Source organism: Allobosea sp. GW821-FHT03A12, assembly GCF_058986765.1.
The window spans coordinates 128,908-150,169 of the sequence record NZ_JBYSVZ010000002.1; the positions used below are offsets into that span (position 1 = coordinate 128,908).

Sequence of the window (21,262 nt, forward strand, 5' to 3'; positions counted from 1 at the left end):
GTCCGAGCCGCCTCTCGCTGCATAGCCAGCCTTCCCATCAACCTGCATCAAGGACGCCAGCACACGCGTGAGCCGACCGGACAACGCGATCCCTGTCTGGACAGAGCCGCCACCTCGGCGGCGGGCTTCGGGGCGCTGAAGCACGCGATCGCGGCCCGATCGGCCGGCGAACGGCGTTGCGAGCATTTCGTGCATGGGCAGCCTGCCCGTCTTGCCATTTCGCGCCAATCGCGACCGGCTATTCTTCGGACACGCCGGTCGCCCCCCGGGATTCGGCCTTGTGAAAAGCGTCAACGCGGTGACCGCGGCGAGGTCCGATGGCTGATATCCCCTTGACGCGCGGCCAGTTCCTGCTGCCCTTCGTCAGCATCCTCGACGATATCGGCGCGCCGACGGAGACGCTGCTGGAGCGGTCCCGGCTGCCATCGTCCCTGGCCGAAAAGAGCGAGCTCTATTTGCCGCTCCTGCCGGCGCTGCGTTTCGTCGAGACCGCCCAGAGAACCCAGGGCATCGAAGATTTCGGGTTTCTCGCCGCCCAGCGCCTGCATTTCTCCCATATGCGGGAAAAGACACGAGCCCTGATCGCGCATTCACCGACGCTGCTCGTCGCGCTTCGGCACGCCTGCCATGAGGCGTCACGGGAAGACACCATTCTGAGCATGTGGATCGAGCATGGCGCGGATCATGTTCGGGTCTGCAGCAGGCTCGCCGGAACAGGGCTCCTGCATCTGAAATACGCGCAATGGATCCAGAATATCTTCTCGGTTTACATCGTCAGGCAATTCGCAGGGCCTGGCTGGATGCCGACGGCGATGGCCTTCGAATCGTCTTATGCGCCAAGCCCGGCGACGCGATCCTTCTGGCCGAATGTGCAGTTCCTGTCGGGCCAGCATGCCGCCTGGATCAGCCTGCCGATCGCGATGCTCAGCCTTCCCAACCGTTCGACCGTCTCGTTTGCGCCGACGCGAAACCAAGAGGACTGCCCTTCCGCCTACGACATCGTCGAACTGCTCAAGCTGATGCTGCCGGCTTACCTCGACGAGGGAACCACGGCGCTTGCCGACGTCGCCGAGATCGCGGGCGTCAGCACGCGGACGCTGCAGCGCAGGCTCGCGCTCATCGGCCTGTCCTACTCGGACATCCTCGACACCGTCAGATACGAGCATGCGAGCCGGCTGCTGCAGGACACCGATTGCAGGATCATCGACGTCGCCTTTTCGTCCGGCTACACCGATCCGGCGCATTTCAGCCGCGCCTTCCGCCGGATGACGGGCATCACGCCGCGCCAATTTCGCGAGCGGTCGCGGCTGTGCTGATGGCATTTCGCCTTCGTCACTAACCGCACGGCAGGAGCAGCGCCAAGCTTAAAAGGCGAACGTCCGCTCCCGAGCAATGCGCCAATGTCTGCTCGTGGTGCAAGGGGGCCAGTGAACGGATATCGGATCTCCCAGACAGTGTCACGAAATCTGCTGGACACGACATTTCGGCGGTGAACTTTCTTGCCACTCTATCATTGCGATTTTGCTCTTCGTTGCTGCGATTCCGGCGGGAGGCATCGCTGCGACTAGGTGAGTGCGGTCGGCCCTGCGGTCAGTCTTCATCTTGGGGCACCACTGGCCGCACCGATTGGTACAACCTCGACACTGGTCAAAGACATGACCGCCTTTGCCGCCAACTCATCCATCGCGTCGACGATATATGCCGAGTAGTGGCGCGAGATCATCGCCGAGCCGGTGTCATGCAGCGCTGCGACAAGACGCATTGGCAAGCCGGCGCCGAGACTCGCACGATAAGATGTCTGTACTCTTCCGCCCGGCTGTCACCGGTCGAAGGGCTGCCAGGACATCGTTGCCGACGCGGACGCAATCCTACTGATGCGCTTCGTCCTGCGGCCTTTTCGAGAGCTGGGCACCATCAACCGCTTCTGCGCCGGCCGCACGTCCGACACGCTTAAGCGCGCGATCTGGCTGAAACGTGCGCCTGTCGCCAGTACGATCACCTACGCGAGAGGTCGCCCTCCCACTCGTCGGCCAGCCACCTGGAACCTCCATGGCCGAGATCCGTAACGCCGCCTTTAACCTCGCGCGGGCCTCAGCCCTGCAGCCGCGCCGCCTGGGAGCCAGTTGTCGCCCCGGTACCGTGACTGTTGAAGGGCAGTCTCGCCGCCAGAAGCTGCCCGGCCAGCATGTCGTGCTTCAGCTTTTCGGTGCTGAGAAAGCGCCGCTGGGAGGTGATGAACAGGGTCCGCCGATCGCGCCCGCCCAGCATGGGCATGGTCGGGCGCGAGACCGGCAGCTTGACCACGGCATCGAGCGTTCCGTCCGGCCGCCGCCGCTCGACTCGCGAGCCGTTCACCACCGCGATCCAGACGCCGCCATCGGGGTCGGTGCAGGCTCCGTCCGGGTGCTCGTCTCCCGCAAATATCGCGAAAGGCCGGCCATTGGAGAAGCTGCCGCTGGTCACGTCATAGTCGAAGGCCTCGACCACCTGGCTGCGGCTGTCGGAAAAGTAGAATGTCTTGCCGCAGGGCGAGAATGCGATCGCGTTCGGGATCCGGATCTCGCTCCGGTGCCGTTGCAGCGAACCCTCCGCGGTCAGCGAATAGAGCGCTCCGACCGGCGCGCCATTGCCGGTCTTATCCATGCTGCCGAACCAGAGCCGCCCGGCCGGGTCGGTCTTGCCGTCGTTGAGCCGGTTGCCGGGCAGGTCTTCCTCGACCGCGAACAATCGGTCGCCGACACCTGTGGCGGGATCGAAGGCATAGATTCCGTCCTCCAGGCCGAGCACCAGGCCGTGGCGGCCGAAGGTCACCACGAATCCTGGCATGAGCGGCAGGCGATGCATCGACGTGCGGCCGCTCGCCGGCTCGAAGCCGAGCAGCCGCTGGCCCTGGATGTCGATCCACCAGAGTGTGCCGCGCGCCGCGTCCCAGAACGGCGCTTCGCCGGTCAGGGCATCGGCCATGTGCACCGGCAGGATGTCGTCGACCGCGATCGTCAGCATGTGAGGCCTCTACCAGCAGCGCGGCACGGCGTTCCCCGTCGCGCGGGTTTCGATGGAGAGCAATTGCCCCGCAGCCGGAGCCTCGGCAGTCAGGCCGGGCGGCATGCGGATATAGGTGTTGGTGACATAGAGCGTGTGGCTGCCGGCGCCGCCGAAGGCGCAGCCGGTAGGCATCGGCACCGGTAGCGAGACCTCTTCGACGAGGCGTCCGTCCGGATCGTAGCGGCGCACGCTCCAGCCGCCGACCCAGGCGATCCAGAGATGCCCTTCCGAATCGATGGTCATGCCGTTCGGCCGGCCGGAGCCGGGCTCGGCCTCGATCAGTAGGCGCGGATTGCTGCACAGTCCGGCCTCGACATCGAAATCATACACCTGGACGCCGGCCTGGTCGGCATCGGCGACATACATGCGGGAGCCGTCGAGCGAGAAAGTTGGATTGCGCAACGCCCCCGCGGGGGCGGGTTGCCGACGCGACAGCAGGCTGTGGTCGATCGAATAGAGCCGGCCCCGCCTTGGCGTCTGGTCCAGCGCCATCGTGCCGGCCCAGATGCGTCCGCGCGGGTCGACGCCCGCCGTATTGAAACGGTTGTCGGGCCGGTCGGTCTCCGGGTTGAACAGTGCCGAGACCCGGCCGCTGTCGGGATCGATCAGGCTGAAGCCGCCCTGTCCGCAGCCGATGAGCTGGCCTTGCCGGTCCAGCGCCAGCCCGGCCGTGATCGCCGGCAGGGCGATGCGCCCGGATTGCTGGTCGGCCGGATCGAACCAGCGCAGGGCCGGTGCCAGCACGTCGACCCAGAACAGCTTCTTGCGCCGATCGTCCCAGATCGGGCTCTCGCCGACGAAATCCCGGCCGGTCGGCAGGGCGGTGACGGAGCTGGCGGCAGGCTGCGCCGGTTGGCGCATGACATAGGGGGCGGAAAGGTCGACGCCGATCTGGCTGGAGGCCCGGCGGGTCGCCTCGACCAGCATCCGCCCGAGATCATGCAGTTCCTCGACGCCCGCCATGGGCGTATCGACCATGACCACGAGCGCCGCCAGAGGCATCCGCTCGCTGTCCTTGATCGCAGCGGCGACGGTGACGCGCCCGCTCGCGACTTCCGGGCGGCAGACGATATAGCCGAGGGCCTTGCCCATATCGAGCTCGGACAGCAGGCGGGCATCGCCGGCCGCTGCCGGATCGATCTCGGCGATCAGCTCCAGGGCGTTCTCGCGCGGCATCGCGGCGAGGAGCGCCCGGCCCGCGGCGGTCTCCATCACCGGGCTCCGGCGCCAGAGCCGGACGAGACGGCCATAGCTCGGATCGGGATCGTCGAAATCGAGCACGAAGACATCGGCCCCGTCCCGGATCATCAGCAGGATGGTCAGGCCGATGCTGCGCGACAGCCGCGCCATCTCCGGCTTGGCGGCACGAATGATCTCGCTGCCGTCGAGGCTGCGGCGCGACAGTTCGAGGATGCGCACGCCGATCTCGTAGCGCCGGCGGCGGCGGTCGTAGCGGATGAGATTGCGGCTGACGAGCGCCGCGAGCAGGCGATGCAGCGAGGCCGCCGGCATCTTCACGGCCTCGGCGATATCCCCGAACCGGACCGGCCCGTCCGCCGCGCCTATGGCCAGCAGGACGTCGAGCCCCTTGGTCAGGGCCTGGGCGCCGGGCGTGTCGGCGAGGTCTGCGGTGATCTTGGCCATGCACCTCTCATAATTTAACTTGCGTAGGCCATCAACATCAGCAATCTATCACAATGTGAGAGATTGAAGAGGCGGAATGCCCATGGCATCAAACTCCCCGGTCCTGGCAGGCATCGATCTTGCGGTCGTCCACGTCTCTGCGAAGACGACCTGGCTGTTCCTGCGTGTCCGGACGCAGGACGGCGCCGAGGGCTTCGGAGAAGCCACGCTCTTTGGCGCGGAGGAGGCAGTCGCCGCCGAGGTTGCCAAGGCCCGCGCGCTGCTGCAGCAGCGCCCTTTGCCCTTGCCCGGCGGCGCCCTGCAGGCCCTGGCGATGGCGCAGGCGTCCTCGGCTCGGCGCGCGGTGACGCATGCGCTGGAGCAGGCGCTGGTCGACCTCTTCGCCCGACGCGCCGGCCTCTCGGTCGCGCATTATCTCGGCGGCCCGTACCGCGACCGGCTCGCCGCCTACGCCAATATCAATCGCGGGATTTCCGACCGCTCGCCGGCCGGTTTTGCCGAGCGGGCGCGCTCGGTCGTCGAGACCCACGGCTATGACGGCATCAAGATCGCGCCGTTCGACGGCCTGAACTGGCAGGGCGATCTGGCGCAGCGCCAGCGCGCGCTCGCGGCGGGGGTCGAGCGCATCCTCGCGGTGCGCGACGCGATCGGCCAGGAGCGCCGCCTGATGGTCGACTGCCATTGGCGCCTGTCGCGGCTGGATGCGATCGAGGTGCTGCGCCTCACGGGCAGCGCCAACCTGTTCTGGCTGGAGGACGCGCTCGATGACCGCGCCTTTTCCGCCGATGACTTCCGCTCAGTCCGGTCCGCCGCCAACGGCATCGGCGTACGCATCGCCGGCGGCGAGCGGGCCGAGACCGTCGCTGACATCCATGACATCGCGGCAGCCGGTGGCATGGATGTCGTCCTGCCGGATCTGCGCGTCACCGGTATCCGCAACGGCATGGTCATGCTGCAATGCGCCGTCGCCGCCGGGATGGAGGCCAGCATCCACAATCCCACCGGGCCGGTGCTGGACGCGATCTCCGTGCAGGTCGCAGCGGCGCTGCCCTCCTTCGCGATCCTCGAGGGCCAAGTCGGCGAGAGCGAGCTGTTCGACGAGATCGCTGGCGGCCGCCCAGCCCTGATCGACGGGCATCGCCCGGTCCCGGACGGGCCGGGAACCAGCCTTGCACCGAAGCTCAGCTTCGACGCGGCCAAGACCGGCAGCGGGATTGCAACATTCGCCGGTGTCGCCGGTGCGGGAGCGGATGCCTAGCATGGCGCAGGACGCGATCCAGGTCGATCTGAGCGGGCGTAGCGCCTATGTCACCGGCGGCAGCCGCGGCATCGCGGCGGCGATCGCGACTGCGCTGGCGCGCAATGGCGCGCGGGTCGCCTTCAACTTCTCGCCGGAGGCCGATGCGGCTGCAGGCAAGGCGCAGGCGGCCGAGCAGCTTCTCGCAGAGCTCGGAGCGGAAGGGTGCGCGATCCCAGCCGACATGTCCGATCCCGCCGCGGCGCGCTCGGCGGCAGAGGCCGCGCTCGACCGGCTCGGGCAGGTCGATATCCTGGTGCTGAGCGCCTCGATCCAGGTGCACCGGCCGATCCTCGACATGAGCATGGACGACATCGACCGGCAGCTCAGGATGAACATCGCCGCCAATATCGCGACCCTGCAGGCTGTCGTCCCGCGGATGCGCCGCAACGGCTACGGCCGGATTATCTCGATCGGCAGCGTCCAGGAGCAGGTGCCGTCCCAGGAGATGCCGGTCTACTCGATGACCAAGAGCGCGCTGGAGAACCTCGTCCGCAACCTGGCGGTCGAGAATGCGCCCCATGGCATCACCGCCAACAATATCGCGCCGGGGTTGATCCAGACCGACCGCAACGCCTTCCGGCGCGCCGACATGGCTGTCTGGAACCGGCTGGCGCGCAACGCCAATCCGATGGGTCGGGCCGGCCAGCCGGAGAACGTCGTCGGCGCCGCGCTGTTCCTTGCTTCCGACGCCGCGTCCTTCGTCACCGGCACGACGATCCACGTCACCGGCGGCAGCCATATCGCCCGTAACATGAACGACCTGATCAACACCGAGACCGCAAACGCACGGCAAGCCGGCTGAAGAACCGGGCCCGCAAGGCAACAGAGAGGAGACGACCCATGGCTAGCCGCAGGCTGCTCCCGAGCCTCATGATCGGCGCAGCATTCGCCCTGACTTCGGCCGTGGCATCGGCCCAGAACGTGCCGCGCAACCGGACGCTGATCGTCGCCGCGCAGGTCGAGGCGCCGGTCTTCCGCAATGTCGGGCTCGCCAATCCGTTCTCGATCAACAACGAGGACTATCGCGTCTCGATCATCAACATGTTCGAGCCGCTGTTCTACTACAACGTCACCGACAATTCGGTGATCCCCTGGCTGGCGACGGGCTACGCCTACAATGCCGACTTCACCTCGCTGACCGTGACGCTGCGCGACGGCGTGACCTGGAGCGACGGCAAGCCCTTTGGCGTCCACGACGTGCTGTTCACGCTCAACATGCTGATCGAGAACGGCCGCGGCAAGAAGGACCTGCTCAACGCCGCCGCGCTGGCCACATCGGTGAAGGCGGTGGCGAAGATCGACGACCACACCGTCCGCATCGATCTCAGCGAGCCCGATCCGCGCTTCGCCTTCAAATACCTGATCAACTATTTCGACATCGGCCTGCAATGGGTGCCCGAGCACATCTGGAAGGATGCGGGAGACCCGGCCGCGTTCCGCTTCTTCGACGTCGCCAAGGGCTGGCCGGTCACCACGAGCCCGTGGACCGTCTCCCGCTTCACCGATGCGCAGGTCTTCATCGACCGGCGCGACGACTGGTGGGCGGCCAAGGCCAAGCTTGCCCCGATGCCGGAGGTGCGGCGCATCATCACCGTTCCCGGCGGCACCCGCGACCGCATGGTGCAGCTGATCTCGACCAATCAGGCCGACATCGTCAACGACATCCAGGTCGCCGAAGTGGTGCGCCAGGTCGTGACGCAGAATCCGAAGATCACCACCTGGACGGGCAAGGACGCGCCCTATGGCGCGCGCGACTGGTGGCCGACCTCGCTCTACTTCAACCATAAATCCGGCAAATGGGCCGATATCCGCCTGCGCCGCGCGATCGGCCACTACATCGACCGCAAGCAGATCATCGATGTCGCCTATTCCGGCGCAGCCGAGCCGAAGGTCGATCCCTTCCCCGGCTTCGGCGCGCTCAAGCCCTATATCGACGCCATCGCCCCGGTCGCGGCCAAGCACGGCGTCGGCGTCTACGACAAGGCGAAGGGCGATGCCCTGATGGGCGAGGCCGGATACAAGAAGAACGCGAACGGCATCTGGGAGAAGGACGGCCAGCTGCTGAGCGTGGTGATCGAGGCGATCCCCGTGCTCAACGCGGTCGGCCCGATCGTCGCCCAGCAGCTCAAGAACGCCGGCGTCGACGCCTCCTTCCGCTCGACACCTGAAAGCCGCGCGGTCCTGCGCGATGGCCGCTTCGACCTGACGCTGTTCGGCCATCGCGGCTCGATCGCCGACCCCTATGCGACGCTCGAGATGTACCATTCCAAGAACGCGTTCGAGGTCGGCCGGCCGACGCTGTTCCCCGCCCGCTGGTCCAATGCCGATTATGACAAGATCGTCGACGAGATCGGCCGGCTCGCTCCCGACAATCCGGGGATCAAGGACCTCGTCGTCGCCGCCATGGATATCTGGATGCGCGAGGCCGTCGAGGTGCCGATCTCGGAATGGTACCACCGCGTGCCGATGAACCAGACCTACTGGACGGGATGGCCGACCAAGGACAATCCCTACATGCAGCCGAGTTTCTGGTACACCTCCGGGAGCTTTGGCTATGTGCTGCCGCGCCTGAAGCCGGTGCAGTGACATGCTCGTCCTGATCGGACGGCGGATCGTCATGGTGGTCGCCGTCGTCTGGGCGGCCGCCACGCTCAACTTCTTCATCCCGCGTATCGCCCCGAAGAACCCGATCGCGGAGAAGCTGACGCAACTGGCAGGCACGTCCGGCGTCGATCCGACCAAGATCCAGGAGATGTCGCAGGCCTTCGGCGCCCGGTTCGGTCTCGATCAGCCGCTGCTCACGCAGTACTTCCGCTATATCGGCGACATGGCCCGCTTCGATTTCGGCCAGTCGATCACCAAGTACCCGGCGCGCGTGTCCGACCTGATCGGCGAGGCCCTGCCATGGACGCTCGGCCTGATGATCACCACCACGCTGCTCGCCTTCCTGATCGGCACGCTGCTGGGGGCCGCCGCCGGCTGGTACCGCAATTCGAAACTGCTGAGCGTGGTCTCGCCGATCATCATGGTGTTCTCGGCGATCCCGTTCTACCTGCTCGGGCTGGTGCTGATCTACATCTTCGCCTCGCGCCTGGGCTGGTTCCCGGTCTCCGGCGGCTACGGCCTGACATCCGTGCCCGAATGGTCCTGGGACTTCACCGTCGAGGTCCTGCAGCACGCGACGCTGCCGGCGCTGTCGATCCTGATCGCCTCGATCGGGACCTGGGCGATCGGCATGCGCGGCATGATGGTGACGGTCCAGGGCGAGGACTACATGACCTTCGCCGAAGCGAAAGGGCTGAAGCCGTCGCGGCTGTTCTATCGCTACGGCATGCGCAATGCCCTGCTGCCGCAGGTGACCGCGCTCGCCCTCTATTTCGGTCAGATCGTCACCGGCGCCGTGCTGGTCGAGATCGTCTTCGCCTATCCGGGCCTCGGTTCCCTGCTGCTCGATTCGATCAAGCTCTTCGACTTCCCGACGATCTACGGCATCGTCTTCATCCTGACGCTCACCGTCGCGCTGTCGATGCTGCTCGTCGACCTCCTCTATCCGCTGCTCGATCCGCGCGCCCGGGTCGGGAGGTGACGATGACGACCGCACGCATTGAAACCCGCGGCTCGCAGCAGGCGCAGCGTGGTCCCGCCTGGCTCGGCGAGACGCTCGGCTATCTCCGCCGCAATCCGTCGATGATCGTCGGCGGCTTGCTGCTGCTCGCGCTCGTCCTGTTCACCGGGCTCGGCCGGCTGATCGTCGACACCAATGCCGCCAACCCGCTCTCGGCCCCTCCGGCGCAGCCGCCAGGGCCGGGCGTGCCGCTGGGGAGCGATCCGCAGGGGCGCGACATCCTCTCGGTGATGATCCTCGGCACCTGGCTGACCGTCCGCACCGGCCTCGTCGCCGGGGCGCTCGGCGTCGCCGTCGGCAGCGCCATCGGCCTCTATGCCGGTTATGTCGGCGGGCGCTGGGACAAGGCCATCACCTGGGTCGTCGACGTGTTGCTGACCGTTCCGGCGATCCTGCTTCTCGTGATGATCGCCGCGGTGGTGCAGACAGAGCTCACCTCGCTGGGCATGGCCCTGATCATCGCAGCTTTGGCCTGGCGCCGGCCGGCGCGGCAAGTTCGCAGCCAGATGCTGGTCATCCGCAATGCCGGCTATATCGAGATGGCGCGGCTGTCGGGGCTCGGCCCGCTCCGGATCATCTTCGGCGAGATCGTGCCGAACCTGCTGCCTTTCCTGATCTCGAGCTTCGTCACCGCCGTCTCCGCGGCGATCCTCGCCGGCGTCGGCCTCGAAGCCATGGGGCTCGGCCCGCAGAACGAGCCGACGCTCGGCATGACCATCTTCTGGATCATGGAGTTGTCGGCCTTCCTGCGCGGCATGTGGTGGTGGATCGTGCCGCCGCTCGCTATCCTCGTCGTCCTGTTCGTCGGCCTCTACCTCGTCAATGCCGGCCTCGACGAGCTCGCCAACCCGCGCCTGCGCCGGAGGGCCTGACATGACCCTGTTGCAGGTCTCCAACCTCTCGGTCGACTTCTTCACCACCCGCCAGATCGTCCATGCCGTGCGCGACGTCTCGCTCGACGTCGCCGCCGGCGAGCGTGTCGGCCTCGTCGGCGAATCCGGTTCGGGCAAGACCACGACGGCGCTGGCGCTGATGCGGATGCTGAAGCCGCCGGGGCGCATCGTTGCGGGTTCCGCCCGGATCGGCGATCTCGATCTCGTCGGGCTGAAGGGGCCGGCGATCCGGGCCGCGCGCCTGAAGACCATCTCCTACATCCCACAAGGCGCGATGAATTCGCTGAGCCCGGTGCTGCGAGTGCGCGAGCAGATGCTGGACGGCCTCGCCGATCACGGCATCAGGCTCTCCGCCCGGGAGGCTAGGGCCCGCGTCGACGACGCGCTCGCCGGCGTCGGCCTTGCCGCCTCCGTCGCCGACCTTTTCCCGCACCAGCTCTCCGGAGGCATGAAGCAGCGGGTCTGCATCGCCATCGCGATGATGCTCGACCCGAAGATCATAATCGCCGACGAGCCGACCAGCGCGCTCGACGTGATCTCGCAACGGCAGGTCATCCAGACCCTGCACATGGCGCAGAAGCGCATCGGTTGCGGCATGATCATCATCGGTCACGACATGGGCCTGATGGCCCAGGCCACGGATCGGATCATCGTCATGAAGGATGGCCGGATCGTCGAGGACGCGCCGACGCGCCGGCTCTTCATAGCCCCGCAGCACGCCTATTCGGCCGAGCTGATCGAGAGCGTGCCGACCTTGGGCTCGCGCATATCAGCCGCGCAGGACGGACCTCCCGGCGCAAGCGTGCCGTTCCTTGAATTGTCGGGCGTGGGCAAGACCTTCGGCGACGGGTTGCTGGGCGGCAGGGTCAAGCAGGCGCTGGCCCCGATCGACCTGCGCATCGACGCCGATCGGCCGCGCGTCATCGCCATCGTCGGCCAGTCGGGATCGGGCAAGACGACGCTCGCGCGCATCATGCTCGGGCTGGAAACGCCGAGCGAAGGGCGCCTGCGCTACCGCGGCCGGGATGTAGGCCAGCTCTCCGGGCCGGAGCGAGCGCGCTTTCGCCGCGAGGTGCAGGCGATCTTCCAGGACCCCTATGCCTCGTTCAACCCGTTCTACCGTGTTGATCATGCCCTGCTGATGCCGCTGCTCCATCTGGGCGCGGCCAGGAGCCGGACCGAGGCGCGAGAAGCGATGGAAGCCGCCTGCCGCGATGTCGGCCTGAATCCGCGGGAGGTGCTCGGGCGCTTTCCGCACGAGCTGTCGGGCGGACAGCGCCAGCGCCTGATGATCGCGCGGGCGCTCGCGCTGAAGCCGCGCCTCATCGTCGCCGACGAGCCGGTCTCGATGGTCGACGCCTCCCTGCGGATGACGATCCTGAACAATCTGCGGGCGCTGCGCCAGGAGCACGCGATCTCGGTGGTCTACATCACCCATGACCTCGCCACCGCCTATCAGGTCAGCGACGAGGTGATCGTCCTCTATGACGGCCGCCTGGTCGAGGCCGGGGCGCCCGAGCGCGTCATCGAGAAGCCGCAGCACGCCTACACAAGGGCGCTGGTCTCCGCGATTCCCTGGCCGGACCCGGATCGAAACTGGCCGCTGGTCGAGCCTGACCGCGCATCCTGGAACGAGCCGGCCGTGGTTCAGCCGGGCGCGACCAGCCTGGGATAGTGTCTCCTGTCGAGGCCGCGCGCGGCACGCCGGGCCCCGGTCCGACGCGGCCGTCGATATCGAGGAGGTTTAGCCGAATGGCTGCACCTCACGCACGACGATCGTCGATGCGAACGATCTTATTGGCCGAGGCTCCGTCTCGGCGGCGACATGCAGATCATGAGGCGATGCCGGCGCGGCTCATCGCCTGTTCGATCTCCGCTGCAGTGATCCTGTCGATCTCCGCAATGAAGACGATCCGCGTGCCCTCCTGCGCCAGCCTATCCCGATCGAGAGGCGCCAGCGTGGCTTTCCCGCCCGCGAACTGGAAGAGATATCGGCAATCGGGCTTCTCGATCGTCGCCAGGAAGCCCTTTGCACGCGCGAGCCGTGGCGCGAGCCGGCCGAAGGCTTGCTGAAACCCGGCGAGCGAGATCGGCTCTTTCGACGTCCAGTTGAAGCTCTCGAAGCGGTCGACGCTCGGCCTCTTGGGCCGCATCGTCCGTTCGCGAGGTGTCTCGACTTCGGGAAAGACGAGATCGAGCGGGACATCGCCCCCGGGCGCCTCGACGAGAGTGGCCCTGCGATTGATCTGCGACAAGGACCGGCAGCGCTCATCGAGCGATGATCTGTCGATGAGGTCTCCCTTGCTGACGGCGAGCAGGTCGGCCGCTCGCAGCTGGCTGAGGAACAGCGGGTCGTCGAGCTGCGCCTCCGGTGCCGAGGCATCGACGACGCACAGCACCGTCTCCAGCGGCGCTTCGCGCCAGATCACCGGATCCATCAAGTTGCGGATGATGTCGTCGGGGTCGGCGACCCCGCTGGTCTCGATCACGATGGCTTCGGGACGCGGGGTTCGTCGCAGCAGATTGGCGAGCGTGCGCAGCAGATCGCCTTCGAGCGAGCAGCAGATGCAGCCATTGGCGAGGCTGACGACGCCATCTTCCGCACCGGCGATCAGCTCCGCATCGATGTTGATCGCGCCGAAATCATTGACGACGGCGGCGATGCGCCGCCCGTCGGCCTGTTGCAGGATGCGATTGACCAGCGTCGTCTTGCCGGCTCCGAGAAAGCCCGTCACCAGCAGGATCGGAACCGGCATGGCTTACGCCGCCGCGCCAAACGGACGGCGCACCGGCTGGCCGGGCCGGGCCGCGACGTCCATGATCCCGTCGGCGATGACCGGCTCGCCGCTGACGACGAGGTGCCGAACGCCTTCAGCCGGACGGTTCATCGCCGAAAACTCCGCCCGATCCGTGAGCTGGTCCAGATCGAACACCACGACATCGGCGTCGGCTCCAACCTTCAGCCTACCCTTGTCACGCATGGCGGGCGTGCTCGCAGCCAGGATCTCGGCAGGGATCAAGGTGCACTTCGCAATCCCCTCCTGCAGGCTGACCGCCTGGCGTTCGCGCACCCAGTGACGCAGGAAGCGCGTGAAGGTGCCGGACGAGCGCGGATGCGATGTCGCTTCATCCGGCAGTGGCCAGGCATCGCCGGTATAGGTCGATCCGTCCGGCATCGACCAGGGCATGGCGTCCGAGGCGATCGCGCCGCCGGGATACAGGACCGAGAGGTCGAGCATGTCGCGATGGCGGGCGTTGTTCTCGGTGTCGAGCACATGCCACAGGACGAGCTGCGACGGGTCTTCGGATTGGGCGGAGAGCAGGTCCTCGCGGTCCTGGATCCGGCGCCCGCTGGTGACCAGCTGGATCTGCTCGTAGCGCGTATCGTTGCGGCGCTCGAATTCGGGATCGCTGAAGAACGCGGCCGCGATCACCGTCGAGCCGGTGCCATAGGGATAGGCTTCCACCGTGATCGGCAGGCCCTGCGCCTGCGCCTGCTTGATCAGCCGCGCGCAACGCACGACATCGGTCTTGCTGGAGCTGTTGAAGTGGCAGATGTGCATATGCGCGCCGGTCGCGCCGGCATAGCCGATCAGGCGGATATAGGCCTCCGCCGCACTCTTCGGGTCGGTGTTCGCCATATAGGCGATATGGGTGAAGGTCGGCACGCCGCGCTCGGCGGCGAGCTGGCACAGCGCGGTCAGCTCCTGCACGCCGGCGCCGGGAGCGTAAGCGTTCAGGATGCCGATGCCGATGCCGCCTTCGTCGAGCCCGGCCGCGATGCGGTCGAGGATGTTCTGCTGCTCGGAGGGCGAGGAGATATTGTCCATCCAGCGCGGATCGCGCATCGCGCGTCCGAACGCCTCCAGCGACGATTCCTCGTTGATCCCGATCATCGCGCCGATCCGGGCGAACGCCCAGTTCGTGGCGGCGCCATAGTTCAGGATGCGGCCCTGTTCCGCCTGCCGGCGATACCAGGAGGCGACCGGCAGTACGCCGGCCTCGAGGTCCAGCGTCGTGGTGACGCCGTCGAAGGCCTGCATGCGGTCGGCCGGGATCGATTGGCCATGGGCATGAAGATCGATGAAGCCGGGAGCTACGACTAGCCCCTGCGCGTCGATCACCCGCTCCGCGCTGCCGAGGCCTGAGCCGATCGCGACGATCTTTCCGTCTGCGATTGCGACATCGGCGATGCCGTCATGGCCGCTTTCCGGATCGACGACACGGCCGCCCGCGATCAACAGTCCGCTCATCTGCTCTTGCCCCTCATGCCTCGGGTGGCCCCGCGATCAGTGACCGCGAAGCACCCGATGTTGGCCGATCGGGAATTGCCGAGACAAGCGCGTTGCCGGAGAACCGCCTTGGCGGATGACGCATGCCGGATCTGAGCCGGGCCTTTGCCGCGGAGCGTTGTCGCCTCTGATCGCACTGGCCGCACGTCCGCCGGCATAGCTTCCGCCCGCCAGTCCACCTCGCAGGTCATGCAGCCGTCATCCGCGGCGGATAGCTGGGCGCCACTCCGAGAGGCCAAGCATGACTCGCAAGAACGTCCTTCTGATCGTTGTCGACCAATGGCGCGCCGATTTCGTCCCGCATCTGCTGCGCGCCCGCGGCCAGGAGCCCTTCCTCAAGACCCCGAATCTCGACCGGCTCTGCGCGGAGGGGGTGACCTTCGCCAACCACGTCACCGCCTGCGTCCCTTGCGGCCCGGCCCGCGCCAGCCTGCTGACGGGCCTCTATCTGATGAACCATCGCGCGGTTCAGAACACGGTCCCGCTCGACCAGCGCCATTTCAACCTCGGCAAGGCGCTGCGCGCCATCGGCTACGACCCGGCGCTGATCGGCTACACCACGACGACGCCCGATCCCCGCTCGACCGCGAAACAGGACCCGCGTTTCCTCGTGCTCGGCGACCTGATGGACGGCTTCCGTTCGGTCGGCGCCTTCGAGCCGAACATGGACGGCTATTTCGGCTGGGTCGCCCAGAACGGCTTCGAGCTGCCGCCCAATCGCGAGGACATCTGGCTGCCCGAAGGTGAGGATGCGGTGCCCGGAGCCACCGAGCGGCCAGCGCGAATCCCCAAGGAGCTCTCCGACTCGTCCTTCTTCACCGAGCGCGCACTGACCTATCTCAGGGGCCGCGCCGGCAAGCCCTTCTTCCTGCATCTCGGCTATTACCGGCCCCATCCCCCCTTCGTCGCGCCGGCGCCCTATCACGACATGTATCGGCCGCAGGACATGCCTGCGCCTATCCGGGCTGAATCGCCTGAAGCCGAGGGCGCCCAGCACCCGCTGATCAAATACTATGTCGACGCGATCTCGCGCGGCTCGTTCTTCCATGGCGCCGAAGGTTCGGGTGCGACGCTCGACGAGGCCGAGATCCGCCAGATGCGCGCGACCTATTGCGGGCTGATCAGCGAGATCGACGACTGCCTCGGCCAGGTCTTCGCCTATCTCGACGAGACCGGACAATGGGACGACACGCTGGTGGTCTTCACCAGCGACCATGGCGAGCAGCTCGGCGACCACCATCTGCTCGGCAAGATCGGCTTCCACGACGAGAGCTTCCGCATCCCGCTCGTCATCAAGGACCCGCAGGGCGCTGCCGGCCGCCGCGGCGCAGTCGAGGAGGCCTTCACCGAGAGCGTCGACGTGATGCCGACGATCCTCGACTGGCTCGGTGGCGAGGCGCCGCGCGCCTGCGACGGGCACTCGGTGATGCCGTTCACGCAAGGCATCCGCCCGACGGATTGGCGGACGGAGCTGCACTACGAATACGATTTCCGCGACGTCCACTATTCCGAGCCGGAAAAGGTGCTTGGGCTCGGCATGGACGAATCCAGCCTCTGCGTCGTGCAGGACGAGAACTACAAATACGTCCACTTTGCCGCGTTGCCGCCGCTGTTCTTCGATTTGCGCAGAGACCCCAACCAGTTCGTCAACCTGGCGGAAGACCCGGCCTATGCGGCGCTGGTGCGCGATTATGCCCAGAAGGCGCTGTCCTGGCGGCTGACCCATGCCGACCGGACGCTGACCCATTTCCGCTCCAGCCCGCGCGGGCTGGAAGAGCGCAATCCCAACGCAACCGAAACAGGAGACCAGTCATGGTCGGCTCCCTCACGCGTCGCAGCGCAATAGCGCTCGGCGGCTCCGCCCTCATCCTGCCCTCGCGCTTTGCGATCGCGCAGGCCGACAACCGCCCCTCGATCACCATCGCGGTGCAGAAGATCGCCAACTCCAACCTGCTCGACGTGCTGCGCGAGCAGTCCAATGTCGGCGAGCGCGTCTTCTTCTCCTCGCTCTGGGAAGGGCTGATCGGCCGCAACTGGACCGGCAATCTGGAGAGCGTGCCGGGCCTTGCGACCGAGTGGAAGCGCATCGACGACAAGACGGTCGAGCTCAAGCTCCGCCAGGGCGTGAAGTTCCACAATGGCGATGAGCTGACTGCCGACGACGTCGCCTTCACCTTCGGCAAGGAGCGCATGTTCGGCGACACGCAGCCCGCCGCCGGCAAGACCATCTCCGTTGACTTCGTCGTCGGCGGCGGCCGCGCCAGCAAGGAGCTGCCGGCCGAGGTTCCGGCTGTCGCGCGCCGCTCCTGGCCCGCGCTGCTCGGCATCCAGATCATCGACAAGTACACGGTCCGCTTCGTCAACGGCACGCCGGACGTGACCATGGAAGGCCGCATCTCGCGCTATGGCAGCGAGATCATGAACCGCCGCGCCTTCGAGGAAGCCAAGACCTATAGCGACTGGGCGATGAAGCCCGTCACGACCGGTCCGTATCGCGTCGCCGAATACCGCCCGGACGTCTCGCTGCTGCTCGAAGCCCATGACGAATACTGGGGCGGCCGCCCGCCGTTGAAGTCGATCCGCTTCGTCGAGGTGCCGGAGACCGCCTCGCGCATCAACGGCCTGCTGTCGGGCCAGTATCAGTTCGCTTGCGACATCCCGCCGGACCAGATCTCGCAGATCGAGAAGAACGCGGCCTTCGAGGTCCAGGGCGGCACGATCCTGAACCACCGCCTGACGGTGTTCGACAAGAACCACCCGCAGCTGCAGAACCCACTCGTCCGCCGGGCCATGACCCATGCGATCGACCGGCAGGCCATCGTCGACTCGCTCTGGGCCGGACGCACCGTGGTGCCGAAGGGCCTGCAATGGCCCTATTACGGCGACATGTTCGTCTCCGACTGGTCGGTGCCGGCCTTCGACCTCAAGCTCGCCAAGGATCTGGTGAAGCAGTCCGGCTACAAGGGCGATCCGATCCCCTATCGCCTGCTGAACAACTACTACACCAACCAGACCGCCACCGCGCAGATCCTGGCCGAGATGTGGAAGGAAGCGGGGCTCAACGTCGAGATCCAGATCAAGGAGAACTGGCAGCAGATCCTCGAGCGGACCCCGACGCGCGCGGTACGCGACTGGTCGAACTCGGCGCCCTTCAACGACCCGGTCTCGTCGATGGTCAGCCAGCACGGCCCCAACGGACAGCAGCAGCAGGCCGGCGAGTGGACCAATGCCGAGCTGAACCAGCTCTCGGTCGAGCTGGAGACCTCGACGGATCGCGCCCGCCGCAAGGCCGCCTTCCGCCGCATGCTGGAAATCGCCGAGCGCGAGGACCCGGCCTATACTGTGCTGCACCAGAACGCGACCTTCACGGCCAAGCCGAAAGCGCTCGCCTGGAAGGCTTCGCCTGCCTTCGCCATGGACTTCCGTGCCGAGAACTGGGGCGGGCGCAGCTAAGGCTCGCATCATAGACGGCGCGACCTCACGGGTCGCGCCGTTTTCTTTTGGATGTTCGAGGAGGTCGCCATGACCGGTCTCACCAGTCGCGAGGCGAGCCCGCTCGTCGCCATTCGTGACCTCACGGTCGCGTTCGACGGCGTGAAGGTGCTGCACGGCATCGACCTCACCATTCATCGCGGCGAGGCTGTCGGTCTCGTCGGCGAGTCCGGCTGCGGCAAATCCGTGACCTGGCTCGCGGCCCTCGGCCTCCTCCCGAAGAAGGCGACGATTTCCGGCAGCGTCATGCTGGATGGCGGCGAGCTGATCGGCGCGGCGCCGGCCACGCTCGACAGCGTGCGCGGTAGGCGCATCGCCATGATCTTCCAGGACCCCGCCAGCGCGCTGAACCCGGTGATCAAGCTCGGCCGGCAGGTCGGCGAGGCGCTGGCGCTGCATGGTGGGCTCTCCGGCAGGGCGATCCGCGCCGAGGCGAAGCGCCTGTTCGATCTCGTCGGCATTCCCGACGCTGCCCGCCGGCTCGACGCCTTCCCGCACGAATTGTCCGGTGGCCAGAACCAGCGCGTGATGATTGCCATGGCGCTGGCCGGCAAGCCCGACATCCTGGTCGCCGACGAGCCGACGACGGCGCTCGATGCGACGATCCAGGCGCAGATCCTCGAATTGCTGACCCTGATCAGGCGCGAAACCAACATGGCCCTGGTTCTGATTAGCCACGATCTCGGCGTGATCTCCGAGACCTGCGACCGCGTCTGCGTGATGTATGCCGGCCGCATCATCGAGACGGCGGCATCCGAGGCGCTCTTTGCCCAGCCGCTGCACCCTTATACGCAGGGCCTGCTCGCCGCCTTGCCGCCGCTCGAAGGCGTGCGCCGGCGGCTCGTCCCTGTCGAAGGCAATGTCCCCGAGCCGTGGAACCTGCCGCCGGGCTGCTCCTTCGCGCCGCGCTGCCCGCGCCGGGTCGAGGCCTGCGACATGCAGGTTCCGCCGCTCGCCTCGAAAGCGGCGGACCGGCGGGCCGCCTGCATCATGACGCCGCCGCTGGCGCAGCCACAGCGCCAGCCGGAGCCGGTCTACGCATGAACACTGCCCCTCTGCTTCAGGTGCGAGGCGTCGCCCGTCGCTATGCCATGCGGCAGGGCCTGCTTGGTCGATCGGTCGATGTCCGCGCCGTCGACGGGGTCTCGCTGACGGTGGAGCGTGGCCGGACGCTCGGCCTGGTCGGCGAATCCGGCTCGGGCAAGTCGACGACCGGGCGGCTCGCGCTCGGGTTGGAGCCGCCTGACGATGGCGACGTGCTGTTCAAGGGCGCCCCGATCCCGCCGGTCGGCACGCTGGCCTGGCGCCAGATGCGGGCGCGCATGCAGATGATCTACCAGGACCCGCTCGGCGCGCTCGACCGGCGCCTCTCCATCCTCGAACAGGTGCGCGAACCCTATGACGTTCACGGCATCGGCGAGGCCGGGGAGCGCGATGCCATGGCGACAGCCTTGCTGCAGGCGGTCGGCCTGCGCGCCGACCAGGGTAACCGCTATCCGCATGAGCTCTCTGGCGGCCAGCGCCAGCGCGCCGTGATCGCCCGGGCGCTCGCGACAAAGCCGGACCTGCTGGTCTGCGACGAGCCGGTCTCGGCGCTCGACGTCTCGATCCAGGCGCAGGTCGTCAACCTGCTGGTCGACCTCCAGCAGGAGCTCGGCCTCGGCCTGCTGTTCATCAGCCACGACCTGAAAGTGATCCGCCAGGTCAGCCATCGCGTCGCGGTGATGTATCTCGGGCGTATCGTCGAAGAAGGCGACGCCGACCTCCTGCTCGCCAGCCCGGCGCACCCCTATACCGAAGCGCTGGTCTCGGCCTCGCCGGTGCCGGGCCGCCGCGCCCGCCCGCGCATCGTCTTGCAGGGCGATCCGCCCAACCCGGCGGCGCGCCCTTCCGGCTGTGCCTTCCACCCCCGCTGCCATGCGGCTCGCGAGCGCTGCACGGTCGAAAGCCCCCGCCTGCTGCCGCTGCCGGACGGGCGCCTCACGGCCTGCCATGTCGCCCACGACCAGGCCAATTTCCTCAAGGCGGCGAGCTGATGCTGCGTTTCCTCCTCATCCGGCTGTGCCGCGCGGCGCTGACGGTCGCGCTCGTCGTCACCTTCGCCTTCGTCGTGCTCAGGATGTCGGGCGACCCGGCGCTGATCATCATGAGCGTCGATGCGCCTCCCGAGGCCATCGCCGCCTTCCGCAAGGCCTGGGGCCTCGATGACCCGATCTGGCTGCAATATCTGCGCTATTTCTCCGCGATCGGCCAAGGCGAGCTCGGCCAGTCGATGCGCGATGGGCGCCCGGCGATGCAGCTCGTCCTCGAACGTATTCCCGCAACGCTGGCGCTGACCTTGCCTGCGCTCGCTCTCAAGCTCGGGATCGGCATCCCCGCCGGCATCTACGCCGCGCTTCACCGCGACAGCCTGATGGATCGCATCGTGATGGTGACGGCGGTCGCCGGCTTCACCGTCCCCAGTTTCGTGCTTGGCCTGGTCCTGGTCCTGGTCTTCTCCGTCCAGCTCGGCTGGCTGCCCTCGGGCGGGCAGGAGAGCTGGCGCCACGCCATCCTGCCGGTGCTGACGCTCGGCATCGGCGGTGCCGCCGTGCTGGCGCGCTTCACGCGTAGCGCCATGCTCGAAGTGCTCGGCCAGTCCTATATCCGCACCGCCAGCGCCAAGGGCGTGCCCTGGCCCCGTGTCGTGCGCGGCCATGCCCTGCCCAACGCCGCCGTGCCGACGGTCACCGTCGTCGGCTTCATGGTCGGCAGCCTGATCGCCGGCGCGGTCGTGGTCGAGAGCGTGTTCTCCTGGCCCGGCGTCGGGCGGCTGCTCGTCGTCGCGGTGGCCAATCGCGATCTCGCCGTCGTGCAGTGCATCCTGCTGCTGGTCGCGATGACGATGGTCAGCGCCAATCTGATCGTCGACCTGCTCTATGGCCTGCTCGATCCGCGGCTGCGCAGCGGCGCCAAGGCCGGAGCGCACTGA

16 protein-coding genes are annotated in these 21,262 nt (G+C 67.2%); 12 read left to right on the plus strand and 4 right to left on the minus strand.

Annotation, left to right across the window (positions count from 1 at the left end; translation table 11 throughout):
* Nucleotides 1-332 precede the first annotated feature (332 nt).
* Nucleotides 333-1,316 (plus strand): helix-turn-helix transcriptional regulator, encoded by a 984-nt coding sequence (locus AC3WLC_RS07195; RefSeq protein ID WP_493683251.1) that lies wholly within the window; start codon nucleotides 333-335, stop codon nucleotides 1,314-1,316.
* 775 nt (nucleotides 1,317-2,091) lie between these two features.
* Here the strand turns inward: AC3WLC_RS07195 and AC3WLC_RS07200 are convergent.
* Both AC3WLC_RS07200 and AC3WLC_RS07205 read right to left on the minus strand, forming a co-directional pair.
* The gene (locus AC3WLC_RS07200) at nucleotides 2,092-3,003 is read right to left on the minus strand and encodes an SMP-30/gluconolactonase/LRE family protein (RefSeq protein WP_493683252.1); all 912 of its coding nucleotides are present in this window, start codon (nucleotides 3,001-3,003) and stop codon (nucleotides 2,092-2,094) included.
* A 9-nt stretch (nucleotides 3,004-3,012) separates the two neighbouring features.
* Nucleotides 3,013-4,689 carry an SMP-30/gluconolactonase/LRE family protein gene (locus AC3WLC_RS07205; protein WP_493683253.1) on the minus strand — a complete coding sequence of 559 codons (1,677 nt, stop codon included), beginning with the start codon at nucleotides 4,687-4,689 and terminating at the stop codon, nucleotides 3,013-3,015.
* Between the two features lie 82 nt (nucleotides 4,690-4,771).
* Here AC3WLC_RS07205 and AC3WLC_RS07210 point away from each other — a divergent pair, with 82 nt between their 5' ends.
* Genes AC3WLC_RS07210 through AC3WLC_RS07235 form a run of 6 tightly spaced genes read left to right on the plus strand, consistent with a single transcriptional unit; the run spans nucleotide 4,772 to nucleotide 12,182 of the window.
* Nucleotides 4,772-5,947 carry an enolase C-terminal domain-like protein gene (locus AC3WLC_RS07210; protein WP_493683254.1) on the plus strand — a complete coding sequence of 392 codons (1,176 nt, stop codon included), beginning with the start codon at nucleotides 4,772-4,774 and terminating at the stop codon, nucleotides 5,945-5,947.
* A gap of 1 nt (nucleotide 5,948) precedes the next feature.
* Entirely contained in the window at nucleotides 5,949-6,791 is an 843-nt protein-coding gene (locus AC3WLC_RS07215; RefSeq protein ID WP_493683255.1) for an SDR family NAD(P)-dependent oxidoreductase, read from the plus strand.
* A 38-nt stretch (nucleotides 6,792-6,829) separates the two neighbouring features.
* Entirely contained in the window at nucleotides 6,830-8,575 is a 1,746-nt protein-coding gene (locus AC3WLC_RS07220) for an ABC transporter substrate-binding protein (protein ID WP_493683256.1), read from the plus strand.
* 1 nt (nucleotide 8,576) lies between these two features.
* On the plus strand, nucleotides 8,577-9,575 hold the full coding sequence (locus AC3WLC_RS07225; protein WP_493683257.1) for an ABC transporter permease: 999 nt from the start codon (nucleotides 8,577-8,579) through the stop codon (nucleotides 9,573-9,575).
* A 2-nt stretch (nucleotides 9,576-9,577) separates the two neighbouring features.
* Complete coding sequence (locus AC3WLC_RS07230) at nucleotides 9,578-10,486, plus strand: ABC transporter permease (protein ID WP_493683258.1); 909 nt, start codon at nucleotides 9,578-9,580, stop codon at nucleotides 10,484-10,486.
* Nucleotide 10,487: 1 nt separating this feature from the next.
* Nucleotides 10,488-12,182: an ABC transporter ATP-binding protein gene (locus tag AC3WLC_RS07235; protein WP_493683259.1), complete on the plus strand. Its 1,695-nt coding sequence runs from the start codon at nucleotides 10,488-10,490 to the stop codon at nucleotides 12,180-12,182.
* Nucleotides 12,183-12,339: 157 nt separating this feature from the next.
* Here AC3WLC_RS07235 and AC3WLC_RS07240 read toward each other — a convergent pair whose 3' ends face one another.
* Both AC3WLC_RS07240 and AC3WLC_RS07245 read right to left on the minus strand, forming a co-directional pair.
* Entirely contained in the window at nucleotides 12,340-13,263 is a 924-nt protein-coding gene (locus tag AC3WLC_RS07240; protein WP_493683260.1) for a CobW family GTP-binding protein, read from the minus strand.
* A 3-nt stretch (nucleotides 13,264-13,266) separates the two neighbouring features.
* Nucleotides 13,267-14,760 (minus strand): amidohydrolase family protein, encoded by a 1,494-nt coding sequence (locus tag AC3WLC_RS07245; RefSeq protein WP_493683261.1) that lies wholly within the window; start codon nucleotides 14,758-14,760, stop codon nucleotides 13,267-13,269.
* Nucleotides 14,761-15,040: 280 nt separating this feature from the next.
* Here AC3WLC_RS07245 and pehA point away from each other — a divergent pair, with 280 nt between their 5' ends.
* The 5 genes from pehA to AC3WLC_RS07270 all read left to right on the plus strand — a co-directional run bounded on the left by pehA (nucleotide 15,041) and on the right by AC3WLC_RS07270 (nucleotide 21,262).
* On the plus strand, nucleotides 15,041-16,645 hold the full coding sequence (gene pehA, locus AC3WLC_RS07250; RefSeq protein WP_493683262.1) for a phosphoric/sulfuric ester hydrolase PehA: 1,605 nt from the start codon (nucleotides 15,041-15,043) through the stop codon (nucleotides 16,643-16,645).
* Nucleotides 16,612-18,252: an ABC transporter substrate-binding protein gene (locus AC3WLC_RS07255; protein ID WP_493683263.1), complete on the plus strand. Its 1,641-nt coding sequence runs from the start codon at nucleotides 16,612-16,614 to the stop codon at nucleotides 18,250-18,252. Before pehA ends, AC3WLC_RS07255 begins: the two co-directional genes overlap by 34 nt.
* A gap of 69 nt (nucleotides 18,253-18,321) precedes the next feature.
* The gene (locus AC3WLC_RS07260; RefSeq protein ID WP_493683264.1) at nucleotides 18,322-19,335 is read left to right on the plus strand and encodes an ABC transporter ATP-binding protein; all 1,014 of its coding nucleotides are present in this window, start codon (nucleotides 18,322-18,324) and stop codon (nucleotides 19,333-19,335) included.
* A complete protein-coding gene (locus AC3WLC_RS07265) occupies nucleotides 19,332-20,327 on the plus strand; it encodes an ABC transporter ATP-binding protein (RefSeq protein WP_493683265.1) in 996 nt (331 codons plus the stop codon). Before AC3WLC_RS07260 ends, AC3WLC_RS07265 begins: the two co-directional genes overlap by 4 nt.
* Nucleotides 20,327-21,262: an ABC transporter permease gene (locus tag AC3WLC_RS07270; protein ID WP_193219551.1), complete on the plus strand. Its 936-nt coding sequence runs from the start codon at nucleotides 20,327-20,329 to the stop codon at nucleotides 21,260-21,262. The genes AC3WLC_RS07265 and AC3WLC_RS07270 overlap by 1 nt, the downstream gene beginning before the upstream one ends.

Bases quoted from the DNA above. Each gene is read 5' to 3' on its own strand.
- AC3WLC_RS07200 (WP_493683252.1), bottom strand. From the start codon at position 3,003: ATGCTGACGATCGCGGTCGACGACATCCTGCCGGTGCACATGGCCGAT.
- AC3WLC_RS07210 (WP_493683254.1), top strand. From the start codon at position 4,772: ATGGCATCAAACTCCCCGGTCCTGGCAGGCATCGATCTTGCGGTCGTC.
- AC3WLC_RS07245 (WP_493683261.1), bottom strand. From the start codon at position 14,760: ATGAGCGGACTGTTGATCGCGGGCGGCCGTGTCGTCGATCCGGAAAGC.
- pehA (WP_493683262.1), top strand. From the start codon at position 15,041: ATGACTCGCAAGAACGTCCTTCTGATCGTTGTCGACCAATGGCGCGCC.
- AC3WLC_RS07235 (WP_493683259.1), top strand. From the start codon at position 10,488: ATGACCCTGTTGCAGGTCTCCAACCTCTCGGTCGACTTCTTCACCACC.
- AC3WLC_RS07255 (WP_493683263.1), top strand. From the start codon at position 16,612: ATGGTCGGCTCCCTCACGCGTCGCAGCGCAATAGCGCTCGGCGGCTCC.
- AC3WLC_RS07270 (WP_193219551.1), top strand. From the start codon at position 20,327: ATGCTGCGTTTCCTCCTCATCCGGCTGTGCCGCGCGGCGCTGACGGTC.
- AC3WLC_RS07230 (WP_493683258.1), top strand. From the start codon at position 9,578: ATGACGACCGCACGCATTGAAACCCGCGGCTCGCAGCAGGCGCAGCGT.
- AC3WLC_RS07240 (WP_493683260.1), bottom strand. From the start codon at position 13,263: ATGCCGGTTCCGATCCTGCTGGTGACGGGCTTTCTCGGAGCCGGCAAG.
- AC3WLC_RS07220 (WP_493683256.1), top strand. From the start codon at position 6,830: ATGGCTAGCCGCAGGCTGCTCCCGAGCCTCATGATCGGCGCAGCATTC.
- AC3WLC_RS07205 (WP_493683253.1), bottom strand. From the start codon at position 4,689: ATGGCCAAGATCACCGCAGACCTCGCCGACACGCCCGGCGCCCAGGCC.
- AC3WLC_RS07225 (WP_493683257.1), top strand. From the start codon at position 8,577: ATGCTCGTCCTGATCGGACGGCGGATCGTCATGGTGGTCGCCGTCGTC.
- AC3WLC_RS07265 (WP_493683265.1), top strand. From the start codon at position 19,332: ATGAACACTGCCCCTCTGCTTCAGGTGCGAGGCGTCGCCCGTCGCTAT.
- AC3WLC_RS07215 (WP_493683255.1), top strand. From the start codon at position 5,949: ATGGCGCAGGACGCGATCCAGGTCGATCTGAGCGGGCGTAGCGCCTAT.
- AC3WLC_RS07260 (WP_493683264.1), top strand. From the start codon at position 18,322: ATGACCGGTCTCACCAGTCGCGAGGCGAGCCCGCTCGTCGCCATTCGT.